This window comes from Variovorax sp. LG9.2, from assembly GCF_035018885.1.
GTDB lineage: Bacteria > Pseudomonadota > Gammaproteobacteria > Burkholderiales > Burkholderiaceae_C > Variovorax.
Genome location: NZ_JASJXB010000011.1, coordinates 133,423 through 149,081 on the forward strand (window position 1 = coordinate 133,423; position 15,659 = coordinate 149,081).

Annotated in this window: 12 protein-coding genes; 4 read left to right on the plus strand and 8 right to left on the minus strand. The window is 64.5% G+C overall.

Going from position 1 to position 15,659, the window contains the following annotated elements; genetic code table 11:
- Positions 1-106: 106 nt before the first annotated feature.
- Positions 107-3,403: a carboxyl transferase domain-containing protein gene (locus QN413_RS13840; protein WP_323497172.1), complete on the minus strand. Its 3,297-nt coding sequence runs from the start codon at positions 3,401-3,403 to the stop codon at positions 107-109.
- Between the two features lie 128 nt (positions 3,404-3,531).
- On the opposite strand from QN413_RS13840, the gene QN413_RS13845 reads away from it, so the two are divergent.
- Both QN413_RS13845 and QN413_RS13850 read left to right on the plus strand, forming a co-directional pair.
- On the plus strand, positions 3,532-4,185 hold the full coding sequence (locus tag QN413_RS13845) for a TetR/AcrR family transcriptional regulator (RefSeq protein ID WP_323497173.1): 654 nt from the start codon (positions 3,532-3,534) through the stop codon (positions 4,183-4,185).
- A gap of 100 nt (positions 4,186-4,285) precedes the next feature.
- Positions 4,286-7,513, plus strand: a complete 3,228-nt coding sequence (locus QN413_RS13850) for a bifunctional cytochrome P450/NADPH--P450 reductase (RefSeq protein WP_323497174.1) — start codon at positions 4,286-4,288, stop codon at positions 7,511-7,513.
- Between the two features lie 23 nt (positions 7,514-7,536).
- On the opposite strand, the gene QN413_RS13855 is transcribed toward QN413_RS13850, so the two are convergent.
- The 5 genes from QN413_RS13855 to QN413_RS13875 all read right to left on the minus strand — a co-directional run bounded on the left by QN413_RS13855 (position 7,537) and on the right by QN413_RS13875 (position 11,905).
- A complete protein-coding gene (locus tag QN413_RS13855) occupies positions 7,537-8,331 on the minus strand; it encodes an esterase/lipase family protein (RefSeq protein ID WP_323497175.1) in 795 nt (264 codons plus the stop codon).
- A 75-nt stretch (positions 8,332-8,406) separates the two neighbouring features.
- Positions 8,407-9,039, minus strand: coding sequence for a TetR/AcrR family transcriptional regulator (locus QN413_RS13860; RefSeq protein WP_187054065.1), 633 nt, complete (start codon positions 9,037-9,039; stop codon positions 8,407-8,409).
- Positions 9,040-9,073: 34 nt separating this feature from the next.
- Positions 9,074-9,421 (minus strand): phasin family protein, encoded by a 348-nt coding sequence (locus QN413_RS13865; RefSeq protein ID WP_323497176.1) that lies wholly within the window; start codon positions 9,419-9,421, stop codon positions 9,074-9,076.
- Positions 9,422-9,596: 175 nt separating this feature from the next.
- Complete coding sequence (locus tag QN413_RS13870; RefSeq protein ID WP_323497177.1) at positions 9,597-10,082, minus strand: hypothetical protein; 486 nt, start codon at positions 10,080-10,082, stop codon at positions 9,597-9,599.
- A 125-nt stretch (positions 10,083-10,207) separates the two neighbouring features.
- Positions 10,208-11,905, minus strand: coding sequence for a wax ester/triacylglycerol synthase family O-acyltransferase (locus tag QN413_RS13875; protein WP_323497178.1), 1,698 nt, complete (start codon positions 11,903-11,905; stop codon positions 10,208-10,210).
- Positions 11,906-12,054: 149 nt separating this feature from the next.
- Here QN413_RS13875 and rocF point away from each other — a divergent pair, with 149 nt between their 5' ends.
- Complete coding sequence (rocF, locus tag QN413_RS13880) at positions 12,055-12,966, plus strand: arginase (RefSeq protein WP_323497179.1); 912 nt, start codon at positions 12,055-12,057, stop codon at positions 12,964-12,966.
- A gap of 68 nt (positions 12,967-13,034) precedes the next feature.
- Entirely contained in the window at positions 13,035-13,502 is a 468-nt protein-coding gene (locus tag QN413_RS13885) for a response regulator (protein WP_323497180.1), read from the plus strand.
- 16 nt (positions 13,503-13,518) lie between these two features.
- On the opposite strand, the gene QN413_RS13890 is transcribed toward QN413_RS13885, so the two are convergent.
- Together QN413_RS13890 and QN413_RS13895 are read right to left on the minus strand one after the other, a co-directional pair.
- Positions 13,519-14,163: a DUF2242 domain-containing protein gene (locus tag QN413_RS13890; RefSeq protein ID WP_323497181.1), complete on the minus strand. Its 645-nt coding sequence runs from the start codon at positions 14,161-14,163 to the stop codon at positions 13,519-13,521.
- 123 nt (positions 14,164-14,286) lie between these two features.
- Entirely contained in the window at positions 14,287-15,561 is a 1,275-nt protein-coding gene (locus QN413_RS13895) for a Glu/Leu/Phe/Val dehydrogenase (RefSeq protein ID WP_323497182.1), read from the minus strand.
- Positions 15,562-15,659: the final 98 nt, after the last annotated feature.

A 15,659-nucleotide genomic window follows, 5' to 3' on the forward strand; every position in this document is an offset into this window, starting at 1 on the left:
CGACGGCAAAAGGAACGAAATCGAACTCATGCGGGCAAAGTGGCTCAGTGTGGAGAGCCATCATGACCGCATGACGGGTCGGGAGATCGGCCGCCATACGCAGGTGTTACCAGGTGTCGACGTAAGGCGTGGCCTCGCGCACGCCTCGCGATCCCGATTCGAGCCCGCGCACCAGCCAGCTGCGCGTGTCGGCCGGGTCGATCACCGCATCGATCTCCAGCGTCTGCGCCATGTTGATGGCTTCACCATTCGCGTACTGTTGCGCCACCAACTGCTTGAACAACGCGTCGCGCTCCGCGCCTTCGGCCACCGCGCCGAGTTCCTTTCTGAAGCCGAGCCGCACGGCGCCTTCGAGCCCCATCGCGCCGAACTCGCCGGTCGGCCACGCCACGGTGAACACCGGCGCATCGAAACCGCCAGCCGTCATCGCCTGCGCACCGAGCCCATAGCCCTTGCGCAGCACGACCGCGAAGTACGGCACGCGCAGGTGCGCCGCCACCATGAACATGCGGCACACATGGCGCACTTGCGCTTGCGCTTCGATCTCGGGTCCGACCATGAAGCCAGGGGTGTCGCAAAGCGCGACGATCGGCAATCCGTGCGCGTTGCACAGTTGCATGAAGCGCGCCGATTTGTCGGCAGCCTCCACATCGATGGCGCCACCGAGATGCTGCGGGTTGTTCGCCATCAGCCCGATGGGCCGACCCTCGATGCGCGCCAGCCCCGTGACGATGCCGGCACCGAAGCCGGCGCGCAATTCGAGCAACGAACCGGTATCGGCCACGCCGCGCATCGCCGCGCGCACGTCGTACACGCGCAGGCGGTTCTCGGGCACGACGTGGCGCAAGGTGCGCGGGTCGGCGCAGTGCCAGTCTTGGGTCGTGCCCTGAAAGTACGCGAGGTACTGCTTTGCCGCCGCGACGGCTGCGGCCTCGTCGTCGACCAGGATGTCGATCACGCCGTTCTTCGACTGCACGCCACTCGGCCCGATCTGCTCCGGCGAGAAGGTGCCGAGGCCACCGCCTTCGATCATGGCCGGCCCGCTCATGCCGATGTTGCTGGCCTTCGTTGCGATGATGACGTCGGCACAACCGAGCAAGGCAGCGTTGCCGGCAAAGCAGCGCCCATGCACGATGCCGACGACAGGCACCTTGCCCGACAGGCCCGCGAACTGGCTGAAGGTGTGATTGTTGAGGCCGGCCACGATGGGCATGTCGGTGTCGCCTGGCCGGCCGCCGCCGCCTTCGGCGAACAGCACTACCGGCAGCTTGAGCTGGTGCGCGATCGACAGCATGCGATCGGTCTTCTGGTGGTTGCGCATGCCCTGCGTGCCGGCCAGAACGGTGTAGTCGTAGGCCAGCACGGCGCAGCGCGACTTCTCCGCGCCGAACTGCTTTGCGTTGACGCTGCCGATGCCGGTGACCATGCCGTCGGCCGGTGTGTTGGCGACCAAGTCTTCGAGCGTGCGGCGGCGTGTTTGCGCTGCGATGGCGAGGGCACCGTATTCGATGAAATTGCCCGGATTCTCGACGGTCTCGCAGAGGTCCGCGATGTTGGCGCGAGCGGTGCGACCGCCCTGCGCTTGCCGCTTTGCGACTGCCGGGCCGCGATTGGCATCGAGCGTCGGCGCGTGACGGTCGATCACCTTTTGCAGATCGGGGCGGAGGGTGTCGAGGTCTTGCGCGGCGCCTGCAACGGTCTGCACTGCCTCGGCGTCCATCGCTTGGAGCTGCACCAGCGACTGGCCTTCGACAAGATAGTCTCCCGGCGCCGCACGCAGTGCAACGACACGGCCCGCGAAGGGCGCGTGCAGCAGATGCTCCATCTTCATCGCTTCGAGCACGCCGAGCTGCGCACCCAGAGGCACCACGTCGCCCACGGCCACGTCGAACTGCACGAGCTTGGCGGGCATCGGTGCGCGCACCATCGATGTGTCTCGTTTTTCGTGCTGTGCCGCAGTGGCCATGCCCTCTATTGGCGGCTCGACAAGAGCAACTGCGTGATCGATGTGCGACGCGTCGGCCAGCAGTTTCACCAGATGTTCTTCGACGAAACGCGTGTGCACTTCTTGCGTCGCGAACTCTGGCCGTGCGGCCAGAGCGCGCAACAGCGAAAGATTCGTGGCAAGCCCATCGATGCGGCATTCGTCCAGCGCGCCGAGCGAACGCCGCAACAGGTCTGCGAATTTTGGCGATGACGAATGCACGATCAGCTTGGCGAGCAGCGTGTCGTAGTGCGGCGATGGCGCGAGGCCGACATAGCCGTGCGTATCCACGCGTACGCCCGGTCCTGACGGAAGATCGAAGCGCGTCAGCGTGCCGCCCGACGGCCGTGCATTGCCCTGCGCGTCCAGCGTCTCGGCATTGATGCGCCACTGCACTGCAAAGCCACGCTGCGGCACGGTCCGATCGGGCGCAATGCCGAGGTCGTGCAACGATGCGCCGCTCGCGATATCCAGTTGCAGCTGAACCAGATCGAGCCCGGTCACCGCCTCGGTCACCGTGTGCTCGACCTGCAGCCGTGGATTGGCCTCGATGAAAACGAAGGGCAAGGTCGTCGATTCGGTATCGACCAGGAATTCGAAAGTGCCGAGGCTGCGATAGCCCACTGCCTTCGCCATCCGAAGTGCCGCCTGCGTGATCTGCTCGCGCAGTGCTTCGGGCAAAGAAGGACTCGGCGCGATCTCGACCAGCTTCTGGAAGCGCCGCTGCAAAGTGCACTCGCGCTCCCCCAGGCTCGCGACCGATGTACCGTCGCCGAGCACCTGCACTTCGATGTGGCGCGCGTTGCGCATCAGGCGCTCGACGTACACACCCTCGACGCCGAAAGCCGCTCTGGCTTCCGACGTACAGCGAGCGTAAGCCTCGGGCAGATCGTCCGCGTTCAACACCGTGCGCATGCCGCGGCCCCCGCCGCCGCCGATGGCTTTGAGCATGATCGCGGCACCCAGCGCCTGCTGCTCCGCGAAGAAGCTCCGCGCTTCCGCCAAAGTGACGGCACCCGCGCTGCCCGGCATCACCGGCACATCGCACCGCATGGCCAGCGCCCGCGCGCGCGCCTTGTCGCCGAACAACGCGAGCTGCTCAGGCGTCGGGCCAATGAAGGTCAGGCCGGCTTCCGCGCAGGCCTCTGCGAAGTCCGCCCGCTCGCTCAGGAAGCCGTAGCCCGGATGCACCGCGTCGCAGCCATGCGCACGCGCGACGGCGACGAAACAGGCGATGTCGAGATACGCGGCCGGCCCCGTCGCATCGAGCGCCACCGCCGTGTCGGCCAACCTCGCGTGCAAAGCCGCCGCATCGTCCTGCGCATGGACCGCGACACTGGCGATGCCCGCATCGCGCATGGCGCGCACCAGCCGAACCGCGATCTCGCCGCGGTTGGCAATCAATACCTTCTTGAACACTTCGATCCTTGTCTTTGGGCAGGCACCGTCGTTCGCGTGTCTTCTGCAGTCCCCTTGGCGTCTTTGTCAGGGTTATCGATAGAGGCGAGTGCTTGCCTTGCCCGCACGGTGCTTCAACAATCCTACTGATGGGTATAACTTCGGGAACAGGGTCGGCAACACAGAGCAAACCCTTTGCCGCCACAGGCCGACAACGCGCCGCCACGCAACGCACCGACCAGCAACGCGAGCGCATCCTCCAGGTCGCGGCGCAGCTCTTTGCAGACCAGGGCTACGCCAACACGACCATGGCGCAGATCGTGCGCGCGCTCGGCGTCACCAAGCCCTTCGTCTACTACTACTTTCGCGACAAGCAGGAGATCTTCGAGACGCTGTCATGGCGCCCGGCCGTCGATTGCCTGACGGCGATGGACTTCCCCGCGGACGATCGCCGACGTGCCGTGGTCAAGGTGATGGAAGGCATCGAGCGGTTGATCCGCCTGACCATCGCGCATCACCCCTGCGCGTTCTTCGCCTACCGCGAGCCACAGGTCTATCGGCCTGAATACCGGGCCGCAGCGCTCAAGCTGGCGCACCATTTCTACGACCGCATGTGTCCGCTGCTCGAAGAGGCGCGCAATGACGGCGACCTCGATTTCGGCGATGCCAAGATCACCGCGCTCGCAGCTTGCAGCCTGCCCGGCTTTTGCTACACCTGGTACCGGCCCGACGGGCGCCTGTCGACCGACGAAATGGTGCGCACGCTGTGCACCTACGCGTGGCGCGTGATCGGCCTGCGCTAAGGGAATACCCCGCCACGTCGCCCATCGTGGTGGTCCCAATACTCCGGGAGTCATTTCGACCCGAAAAGCAAGTCTCCGCAAGACTCCAACAAGGCTCCCCATGGCAGGCAACAACGCGCTCTATCCGATTCCCCATCCGGCCAAGAAGCCCTTCGTCGGCAATCTGTTGTCGATCGATTCCGCGTCCCCCGTGATGGACATGTGGCGCATCGCCCAGGAGCTGGGCGGTATCTACTGGCTCGACATGCCGGGCATGCCGGTGATCGTGGTGTCGTCACCTGCACTGGTCGACGAGCTGTGCGAAGAAGCGCGCTTCGACAAGAGCACCAAGGGCGCGTTGCGGCGCCTCCGTGCCGCATCGCACGGGCTCTTCACCTCCGACACGCACGAGGCGACCTGGAGCAAACCGCACAACATCCTGCTGGCCAACTTCAGCCAGCGCGCGATGCAGGCCTACCACCCGATGATGCTGGACATCGCCGAGCAACTCGTCACCAAGTGGGAGCGCCTCAACTTCGACGACGAGGTCGACGTCACGCGCGACATGACCGCGCTGACGCTCGACACCATCGGCCTGTGCGGCTTCGGCTATCGCTTCAACTCGTTCTATCGCGAGGGCTTTCATCCCTTCGTCGATGCGATGGTTCGCACGCTCGAAACGGTGCAAGACCGGCGCGGCCTGCCGCTCGAAGAATTCATGATGAAGAAGCAGCTTGCGCAGCAGCGCAAGGACATCCGCTACATGCACACGATGGTCGAGGACATCATCAAGGAGCGGCGCGAGAGCGGGGCCGACATCGCCAGCAAGCCCGATCTGCTGAGCTACATGATCGCCGGCGTCGACAAGAAGAGCGGCGAGAAGCTCGACGACAAGATGATCCGCGACGAGTGCATCGAGTTCCTGATCGCGGGCCACGAGACGACCAGCGGATTGCTGTCTTTCGCGACTTACTTTCTCATCAAGAATCCCGACGTGCTGGCGCGGGCGCAAGCCGAAGTCGACAGCGTGTTCGGCACCGATCTCACGGTGCGGCCGACCTATGCGCAGGTGAATCGGCTGCAGTACGTGCTGCAGATATTGAAGGAGTCGCTGCGGCTGTATCCGACCGCGCCGGCCATCTCGATGCGCGCAAAAGAGAACACCACCATCGGTGGCAAGTACACGATCCACAAGAAGAACATGGTCATCATGCATGCGCTCGCACTGCATCGCGACAAAGGCATCTGGGGCGAGAACGCCGACCAGTTCAATCCCGAGCACTTCACCCGCGAAGCCGAACGCACGCGCCCAGCCAATGCGTTCAAACCCTTCGGCAACGGGCAGCGCGCCTGCATCGGTCGCCAGTTCGCCTTACAGGAAGCAGTGCTCACGCTCGGCATGGTGATTCAGCGCTTCAAGCTGATCGATCACACCGACTACCAGTTGAAGGTCAAGGAGGCGCTGACGATCAAGCCTGAAGGCTTCAAGATCAAAGTCGAGCCGCGCGACCCGATGGCGTTGCGCAGCCGGCCCGGTGCGGCGCTGGCGGATGCTGCTACATCGGAAGTCGCGGGTGCGCTGGCAGTGCCGATGACAACGCGCGGCGCAAGGCACGGTACATCGTTGCTGGTGCTGCATGGCTCCAATCTCGGCTCTGCAGAAGACCTCGCGAGGCAGCTCGCGCAGGCCGGAGAAATGCGCGGCTTCTCCACCACCATCGCATCACTCGACGACTATGCGGAGCGCTTGCCGGCCAACGGTGCGGTGGCGATCGTCAGCGCGTCGTACAACGGCACCGCGCCAGACAACGCCGTCGAGTTTTGGCGCTGGCTCGATGCAGCCGACGACTCGTTGAACGGCGTGAGTTACAGCGTTTTCGGCTGCGGCAACACCGACTGGGCATCGACGTACCAGGCGGTGCCGCGGCGCATCGACGAGAAGCTGGCGCAGCTCGGCGCCGAGCGCATCCATGCGCGTGGCGAAGGCGATGCGCGCGAAGACATGGACGGCGCCTTCCAGGATTGGGCAGACGCGTTATGGCCGGTGCTCAACACCCGCTTCCACATCGAGGCCGACGCGAACGCAGCGAAGGCCGAAGCGCTCTACACGCTCGAAGAGTTGCCGCCGCCGCAGACCAGCGGGCTGGTCGAATCCCTCGGTGCGGTGGCGCTGCGCGTCATGGTCAACGATGAGTTGCAGACCACGACCGGCGCCACGCCGTCCGACCGCTCGACCCGGCACATCGAACTCGCACTGCCGGAAGGCGTCGGCTATCGCGCCGGCGACCATTTGAGCGTGGTGCCGCGCAACAGCCCGGCCCAGGTCGAGCGGGCGATGAAGCGCTTCGGCCTGTCGCGCGACGCGCACGTTCGGCTCAAAGCCGCCACCGGGCGCAAGGCGTTCTTGCCAGTCGATGAAGTGATCGCGGTCGAGCGGCTGCTCGGCGACTATGTCGAACTGCAGGACGTCGCCACGCGCAAGCAGATCGGCACCATGGCAGAGCACACGCGTTGCCCGGTCACGCAGAACGCGTTGGGCGCGAGCATCGGCGGGGACGAAGCGGCAGCGGCTCACTACAAGAGCGAAGTGCTGATGCCGCGCAAATCGGTGCTCGATCTTCTGGAGGAATTTCCGGCGTGCGAGTTGCCGTTGGCGGTGTATCTCGAAATGCTGTCGCCGCTGTCGCCGCGCTACTACTCCATCTCGTCGTCGCCCAAAGTCGACGCGTCGCGCTGCAGCGTGACGGTCGGTGTGGTGAGTGCGCCGGCGCGATCGGGGCGCGGCACCTTCGAGGGTGTGTGCTCCAACTTTCTCGCGCGCGCCGAACCCGGCGACACAGTGCATGGCTTCGTTCGTGCGACCACCGCGGACGGCTTCGGCCTTCCTGACGACGCGAGCAAGCCGGTGATCATGATCGGCCCCGGCACCGGGCTGGCGCCGTTTCGCGGCTTCTTGCAGGAGCGTGCTGCGCAGAAGGCCAAGGGCACGGTGATCGGTGATGCGATGCTGTTCTTCGGCTGCCGGCATCCCGAGCAGGACTTCATCTACGCGGATGAATTAAAGGCGTGGGCAGAGGATGGCCTGGTCGACTTGTACACCGCGTTCTCGCGGGCCGGAGGGCGCAAGGCCTATGTGCAGGACCTGATTCGCGAGCAAGCCGGCTCAGTCTGGAAACTGATCGTGGCTGGCGCCACGGTGTACGTATGTGGCGACGGCTCGCGCATGGAGCCCGATGTGCGCCGTACCTTGAGCGACATCGCACGCGAGCATGGAGAGGACAGTGCGACGTGGATGGCAGGGATGCTCGCCAAGCAGCGCTACGTGCTGGATGTCTGGGCAAGTAACTGACTCGCCCAGGCAAACGGAACGCGTTAAGTTCTATCGGGATTGGGGTAGAACAGGGGCCCGAGCAGCGTGCGGTTGAATGGCTTCCACTGTCCTTCAGGCTGCGACAGGCGATCTGCCAGCGCGTACATCACCGCAGGATGCGCACCGAGTCCGATGTGGCTGGCGATCACCTCGATGTTTTCCGACTGCGGGCCGGTCTTCTCAAGACTGCATTGCCATGCCACCACGCCATCGGTGCGGCTGAAAATCGAAGTGGTAGGTACCGGAGGCGTCGGGCTGACGTACTTCATGCGCTTGGGGTCGTGCGAGCTTTGGCCGCTCACGCCTTCGTACACGCGCCATGCATTGGTCGCACGCGGGCTGCCAGAAAACGGACTGCCCAGCGTGATGACATTGCGCACGAGTTCAGGATGTGCCGATGCCAGCAAGCGGGCATACACGCCGCCGAGGCTCCAGCCGACGACGCTGACCTTCTGCCCGTTCTTATCGTGCAGTTCTCGCAGCAACTTGACCATGCCGGCCTCGACACCTGCGCGCGGACCCATGTTGCGTCCGAGACCCCATCCATGCGCGTCGTAGCCGCGGCTTTCAAGGTAGCGGCGCAGGATCCCGGTCGAGGTGTCACTGGCGACCAGGCCCGGGAGCACCAGCACCGAATGGCCATCGCCGCGCGGCGTGAGTTGCAGCAGAGGCCACATGGCGATGCCGGCACCCGTCTCCCAAAGCGCTCGGACTTCCGCCAGCAGCAGCAGGCGCGACGGCGGCTTGATCGCTTCCTGGCGGCTTGGGTCGATTGCAGCTTGGGCGGCAACGGTCATGTGATTTCTCCTTGTCTGAATTGTTGTCGAAACTGATCTTGGCCGGTGTCTCGGGCCGTGGGACATCAGGCCCATTTATCCGAGGTATTTGCCGCGCAGGTAATCAAGGTAAGCCCTGGATTCGCTTGAAACGTAAGGCGAAACCAGCGTAAGCGTGTAGAAAGCCGCAAGCCCGGGGTCGGCCTTCGCCAAGGCATCGCGCCCCGGCACCAGCCGCTCGAACGACAGCCAGCAAGTCGTGGTGAAAACCATCTGCAGCGCGAGGATTCGGGCCTGCTCGGCGCTGGTCTCGATCACGCCTGACACCACCAGCCCCTCGCACAGCGCCTGCGCTGCGACCAGGTTGTGCGCGGTGAGGTCTTGCGCCCGCTGGCCGAGCAACGGGTACTCGCTCGACAGGAAAGCCATGTCGCGATAGATGAAGCGGTACTCGTTGATGGCCTCGAAACGCAGGTGCAGCGCGAGCCAGAGATCGTCGATAGCGGCGATCGAGGTCGACGAAGTGTTCAACGCTTCGAGCCGTTGCTCGAAACGCCGGAACAGCCATTCGACGATGAGCGCCTTGGCCTTGAAGTGATAGTGCAGGTTGCCTGGACTGATGCCGAGTTCGGCCGCGATTTTGTGGGTCGACACGGCAGCCAGACCGTCTGCGTTGAACAGCGCGAGGCTGGTCAGCAGAATGCGGTCGCGTGTGTTGGGACTTGCCACAGGTGATGAGACAGCCGCCGCGCTGCTGACGAGTTCAGCGCCTGCGCCGGGATGGCGAGGCGGGCGTCTTTGCCGCGGTGCGAACCGAACGATCAGCCCCTCCGATTCGATCGAGTTGCTCGCGAAGTTCGCGCACCTCGTCTCGCAGCGCCTGGACTTCTTGCAGTGTCGGCATGCCGAGCCGCTGCAACGCCGTTGCCACGCGTTGGTCGAAAACGTCTTCGAACTTGCGGATGCCGAAGCTGTCGAGGCTCGGGAAGCCGCGGCCCGGTACGGCATCGCTTTTGGGCTGGATGCCGAGCAGACCTTCGATGACGTTGGTCTGGCGCTTGACGACATCGTCGCGAACGTTGCCCAGCGCCTTCAGGCCCGCACGCAGCAAGACTTCCGCCTTGCCGGGTTTCGCCTTGGGTGCAGGTGCATCTATGGATGCAGCGGCTATTGCGGCGGGGCCAGCAGGTTTGCCGGCAGCGGCCCGCTTTCTGACAACGGGTGCCTTGGGCGCAGCAGCCCTTTTGGCAGGCGCCAGTTTTGGAGTCGGCGCCCTGGTCACCACCTCAAGCTGCCTTGCGAACAGCGCGGCGAACCGGCTTTGCAGCGGCGCGGACCTTGGCCTTGGCGGTGCGAACGGCCTTCGGCAGATCGACACCGCTCACGCGCACTTCGATCTGCTTGGCGCCCTCGACGATCTTGTCGGCGATTTGGGCGGAGACATTGGCGATCGGCAGGTTGATGGCGTTCAGCGTCTTGAACATCGACGTGGCGACCGGCGATTCGATCTGCGCAGCGCGGCCGGCAACCGATTCGATGCCGTTGGTGCTGGCAGCAGCGACACGGTCCATCAGCGCGACGACGCGGCTGGTGTCGATGTCGAGGCTGTTGGCCAGGAAGCCAGTGACCTTTTGGGCTGCAGCAAAGCGCGAAGCCGCACCGCCGAGCAGACGATGCGCGCCCGTGCGGTAGGCGCTCACGAGCGTCTTGCCGGCTTCGTTGTACTGCCCGACGACATGGACGGCAACGGAAGAGAAGGTTTGCGTAGACATGAAGATTTCCTTGAAGTTGATCGGGTCGCTGGTTTGCGATGGACCGATCTTCTTCGGCAATGCCTAGGCCGCGATAACTAGAAGCGGGAGAAAGTTAGTCCAACTGCCCCAATTTTTTGCTGACTTCACGAGCTTGCGGTCGCGCCGGCGCGCGCCCGCTTGGCCGGCGCCGGCGCCTTGCGCGTTGACTTGGCAGCGGGCTTGGTCAGTGCCTTGACGATCGGTTTCGGGATCGGCTTCGGGATCGGCTTGGCCGGGGCTTTCGCGATGCTCTTGCCGACAGGTTTGCCGGCAGGCTTGCCGACGATCTTCAGGTTCGGCTTGCGCACCGCTCTCGCAACGACTTCGAGCGCTGGGGCTGCAGCAGCGGTTGCGGTTGCGGCTGCGGCCGCCGGCTGCGCCGCCGCCATCGGTCCGGCCAGATCCATCAGCGTCTTGTGCTCGGCCAGCATGTAGTCGCCGATCTCGGTGATGTCGGGCACCGCACGGCGGCAGGCGATCAGGCCGTAGTCCATGCGGCCGTTGTAGCTCTGCACTGTGACGTTGAGCGCCATGCCGTGGCTGGCGATCGACACCGGGTAGTAGCAGGTCACCAATGCGCCGGCGAAGTACATCGGAAACGGCGCGCCGGCCACGTTGGAAATGGCGATGTTGGCGACAGGCGGAATCACGTTAACCAGACCCGAGCGCCCGAACATCGAAGCCACGCCGGAGATCAGCCAGGGCGCGCCGAACATGGGAAAGTCGTCGAGGATGATCGCCTTGAACTTGTTCATGGTCGACTTCGACGCGTTCGACGACGCGTTGATCTGCTTCAGTCGCGCGACCGGATCTTTGATGTTGGTCGCCAAGCTCACCAGGATCATGCTGGCCTGGTTGTTGGCGGTTTCGTCACCGGACTCGCGCAGGCTGACCGGGATCGCGCCGACCATCGTCTTGTCGGGCAGCTCGTTGCTGTCCTTCAGGTATTTGCGAATCGCGCCTGCCACCGTGCCCATGACGACGTCGTTCAGCGTCACGCCGAAATGCCTGGCGATGTGCTTGGTCTCGGCCAGCGAAATGGTGCGGCCCGCGAAGGTGCGCTGGTTGGTGATCGACACGTTGAACGGGGTGCGTGGTGCCAGCAGGTTGAACTTTTTCGGTGCCTTGGTCAGCGATTTCTCGGCCGCCTTTTCGTCCGGCTTGGCGAGGCCACCGATGGCACGGGCGAAGGCCGGCGCCATCTTGAACAGCTTCACGTACTGCTGCGCCGTATTGCGCAGCGCGGCGCCCGCGAGCTCGGCCATGCCGAGCGAATAGTTGTTGCTGCGCGCACGGGCCCGCGGCGGTTTGACGACACGGCCGGCCGCGTCGAGATCGAAGATCGCCTTGCCGAGCGCGACGCCGGCCTGCCCGTCGATGCCAGCGTGATGCACCTTGGTGTAGAGCGCGGCCTGGCCGCTCTGCAAGCCGTCGATGATGAAGAACTCCCACAGCGGGCGGCTGCGGTCGAGCAGCGTCGAATGCAGGCGCGCCACGTACTGCTGCAACTGGCGGTTGGTGCCCGGCTTGGGCAGCGTGATGTGCCGCACGTGGTAGTCGATGTCCATGTCTTCCTCGTCGACCCAGACCGGGTTCGACAGGTCGAACGGCATCAGCGCGAGCTTGCGGGTGAACACATCGGCCAGGTGAATCCGGCTGGCCATGAAAGCCTTGGCGTCCTCGTAGAAATCGCCCTCGTAGCCTGGCGGCAAGTCCAGCACGTTGAGCGAACCCACGTGCATAGGCATCTCAGGGGTTTCAAGGTGCAGGAAGGTGGCGTCGAGGCCGCTCAGGTGTTTCATGTTGTCTCCTTGATTACGCTCTCAAAGGCGCTTGTCAGGATACCGTGCAGTCACTGAAAAAAGGGCCCCGAGGCTTCAGTGTTTCCACCCGGTTGCTTGCAGCTTTTGCACGCGCAAGGGTAGGCTCGAGCCATGACTTGCACCACGCCATGACCGCCACGCTCGAACTCATCGGCGCCCCGACCGACGTAGGCGCCAGCGTGCGCGGCGCGGGTATGGGTCCGGACGCCCTGCGCGTCGCTGGCCTCGCCGAGACGCTCACGCGCCAGGGCTTTTCCGTCGTCGATCGCGGCAACCTCGCTGGCCCGGCGACGCCTAGGGCCGCACCGACCAATGGCCTGCGGCATCTGGACGAAGTGATCGCCTGGAACCGTGCGGTCTACAACGCGGTCGACACTGCGTTGGGCGCCGGCCGCGTGCCGCTGATGCTGGGCGGTGACCACTGCCTGGCCATCGGCTCCATCAGCGCGATCGCATGGCATGTGCGCAAGCGCGGGCAGAAACTGCGGGTGCTGTGGCTCGACGCGCACACCGACGTCAACACCGACACCACCAGCCCGAGCGGCAACATCCACGGCATGCCGGTGTCGTGCCTGCTCGGCCACGGCCCGGCCGCGCTGACCGGTTGGAGCGGCGAACGTGCGGCACTCGTTCCCGAAGCGGTGCGCTTCATCGGCATTCGGAGCGTCGACGATGACGAGAAGGAAGCGATCCGCACCATGGGCCTGCGCGTGTTCGACATGCGCCACATCGACGAGCACGGCATGCGCCACACCATGACCGAGGCGCTGCAAGACGTCGACGAAGACACGCACCTGCATGTGAGCTTCGACCTCGATTGCCTTGATCCGGCGGATGCGCCCGGTGTTGGAACGGGAGTGCGCGGCGGGCCGACCTATCGCGAGATGCAGCTGTGCATGGAAATGGCGGCGGACACCGGGCGCCTGGGGTCGCTCGATGTGGTCGAATTGAACCCGGCACTGGATGTGAGGAACCAGACCGCGGAAGTGGCGGTGGCGTTGATCGAGAGTCTGTTCGGGAAGTCGACGCTGACGCGGTGACGCGTAATTGGGCGGCCTGCTTGAAAAAAGCGCGCCTCCTACGCCAGCTTGTGCCGGAGGAGACGGCGATGTCGCAGGCGCTGGCCCTAAAGTTGAGCCATGACCGGATCTCCCCGATGACGACCGACGTGCCCCACTCCAACGACGCCCGAGACAATCCGCCGAATCCCGAGGAGACGTCCGCAGCGCTCGGCAAACTGCGGGTACTGGTGGTGGAGGACGACGCTGCGGCGCTGTCGGCCACCGTCGAACTGCTGCAGGTGCTCGGCCACTGGGCCACGGGCGTCAAGAGTGCAGAAGTGGCCAAGTCGCGCTTCATGGACGGCGCGTTCGACGTGCTGCTCACCGACATCGGCCTGCCTGCCTTGTCGGGTTACGACCTGGTGCAAAGCCTGCCGTCGGGCCATCGCATTCAGGTGATTTTTGCGAGCGGGCAAATACAGCCCGACGATCCGATGCCCGGAACCATCTGGCTTGCCAAACCGTTTACCGTCGAGCAGCTCGAAGCCGCGCTGGCGACGGCCCGCGCGGCCTGAACCTTCGCTCTGTCGATTACTTGGGTGGCGCTGTTGCCGGACTGGCGGGCGCGGCCGGCATGGCCTCTGGCGCGCCCAGCGCCGCCGGCGATACCGAGGGCTCGTTGCCCTGCTGAGCCTTCAAGAACCGTTCGAGCAACGTAAAAAAGCGATCGTAAAAGCCTTCGTCGGTCAGCGTCTCGCTCGCAATCTTCACCATGGCATCGTCGCTCGACGAATACGGCAGAGAAAGTGAGCCGATGGCGCCGACACCCACGCTTGCCGAGTTGTTGACTTTCTTCAGCGCATAGCGGTCTTGCAGCGCCGTCACGAAGGTCACGGTGCGATGACCCTTGGCGACCTCTGATGCGCAGACCACGCGCAACTCGACTTCGACGTGTACCTCACCGGTCGGCTGGAAGCTCTTGCGGCCCGTCACCAGGTCGGTGCTCGACGCCGTGAGCATGTAGCCCTGACTCAGCAGAGCGCGACGCGCCGCTTCACAAGTTTGTCCCTCGCTGGCCGAATAGCTGCGGGTGTGGGTGGTGGTCGAATCGAACTCTTCCGGCTCGTAGGAGACAGGCTTCGGCGTGCTGCCGCAACCGGACAAAAGCAGCGCAGCGGCGAAAGCCAGCGCGGCAGAAAAAGGGACGAAAGCGCGAGAAGAAAAGACTGTGGACATGGCGTGTCGATGCTAGCGGCGAAATCACCGACGACTTGCCGGCACCCGGCTTCGACACACCTCGAACGCAAGCGTTCCCCGCGCCCAGAAACGAGCGCCTCTACCTCACGCTTGAAAGTGAACTCAAGGGTACAGACCGCGTTCCTGCCGCGCCATCAAAATACGCTCGCAGGCCACCGCATAGGTGGCAGTGCGCAAGCTGATCTTGTGCTTGTCGGCCGTGTCCCAGATCTGGTTCAACGCATTCATCATGATGCGGTCGAGCCGCACGTTGATCTCGTCTTCGTCCCAGAAGAACGACGAGAAATCCTGCACCCATTCGAAGTAGCTCACCGTCACGCCGCCGGCGTTGCAGATCACGTCGGGCACCACCAGCACGCCGCGCTCGGCCAGGATGTCGTCGGCCTCGGGCACCGTCGGGCCGTTGGCGCCTTCGAGCACCAGCTTGGCGGTGGTCTTCTTGGCACGTGCCGCGGTGATCTGGCCTTCGAGAGCAGCTGGAATCAGGATGTCGCAGGCCACGTCCCAGAAGGCTTCGTTTGGCACGACGTCGCCACCCTTGAAGCTCACCGCGCCCGCCGGCGTGCGCGACACCGGAACCAGCTCGGCCAGGTCGAGCCCTTTCTCGTTGACGATGGTGCCGGTGTGATCCTGCACAGCGACGATCTTTGCGCCGGCCTCGACAAAAAGCTCGGCTGCGACAGAACCCACGTTGCCGAAGCCCTGTACCGCAATACGCGCACCGCGCAGGTCGAGGCCCAGGCGGCGAGCGGCTTCCCGGCCGGTGACGAACACGCCGCGGCCGGTCGCCTTGACGCGGCCCAGCGAGCCACCGAGGTGCAGTGGCTTTCCGGTGACGACACCGGTGGCCGTGCCACCGGTGTTCATCGAATACGTGTCCATCATCCACGCCATGATCTGGCCGTTGGTGTTGACGTCGGGCGCGGGGATGTCGGTGTGCGGGCCGATGATGATGCCGATCTCGCTGGTGTAGCGGCGCGTGACTTTCTCCAGCTCTTTGAGCGACAGCTTCTTGGGATCGACGCGAATGCCGCCTTTGGCACCGCCATACGGCAGGTTGACTGCCGCCGTCTTGACCGTCATCCAGGCCGACAGCGCCATCACTTCTTCCAGCGTGACATCGGGGTGGAAACGCACACCGCCCTTGCCCGGCCCGCGGCTCATGTTGTGCTGCACGCGATAGCCTTCATAGTGCGCGATCCGGCCGTCGTCCATTTCGATCGGCACGTCGACGATCAGCGCGCGCTTCGGTCGCTTGAGCGTTTCAGCCCACTTGGCCAGGTCGCCCAGGTAAGGCATCACACGGTCGACCTGCTGCAAATATGTCCCCCACGGACTGGTGGGTGTGGGATTGACGAAGGAAAGTTTTTCGCTCATTCGAGGCTTCCGTGTGTTGGGTGGATGCCGTCGACGATAGACCTTGCCCTGCGACTGCGCCATGACTTATGCGCGCAGCGCAGGGCGTTATGCCGACG

Bases quoted from the DNA above. Each gene is read 5' to 3' on its own strand.
- QN413_RS13875 (WP_323497178.1), bottom strand. From the start codon at position 11,905: ATGAAACACCTGAGCGGCCTCGACGCCACCTTCCTGCACCTTGAAACC.
- QN413_RS13845 (WP_323497173.1), top strand. From the start codon at position 3,532: ATGGGTATAACTTCGGGAACAGGGTCGGCAACACAGAGCAAACCCTTT.
- QN413_RS13850 (WP_323497174.1), top strand. From the start codon at position 4,286: ATGGCAGGCAACAACGCGCTCTATCCGATTCCCCATCCGGCCAAGAAG.
- QN413_RS13885 (WP_323497180.1), top strand. From the start codon at position 13,035: ATGTCGCAGGCGCTGGCCCTAAAGTTGAGCCATGACCGGATCTCCCCG.
- QN413_RS13870 (WP_323497177.1), bottom strand. From the start codon at position 10,082: ATGTCTACGCAAACCTTCTCTTCCGTTGCCGTCCATGTCGTCGGGCAG.
- QN413_RS13890 (WP_323497181.1), bottom strand. From the start codon at position 14,163: ATGTCCACAGTCTTTTCTTCTCGCGCTTTCGTCCCTTTTTCTGCCGCG.
- QN413_RS13895 (WP_323497182.1), bottom strand. From the start codon at position 15,561: ATGAGCGAAAAACTTTCCTTCGTCAATCCCACACCCACCAGTCCGTGG.
- rocF (WP_323497179.1), top strand. From the start codon at position 12,055: ATGACCGCCACGCTCGAACTCATCGGCGCCCCGACCGACGTAGGCGCC.
- QN413_RS13855 (WP_323497175.1), bottom strand. From the start codon at position 8,331: ATGACCGTTGCCGCCCAAGCTGCAATCGACCCAAGCCGCCAGGAAGCG.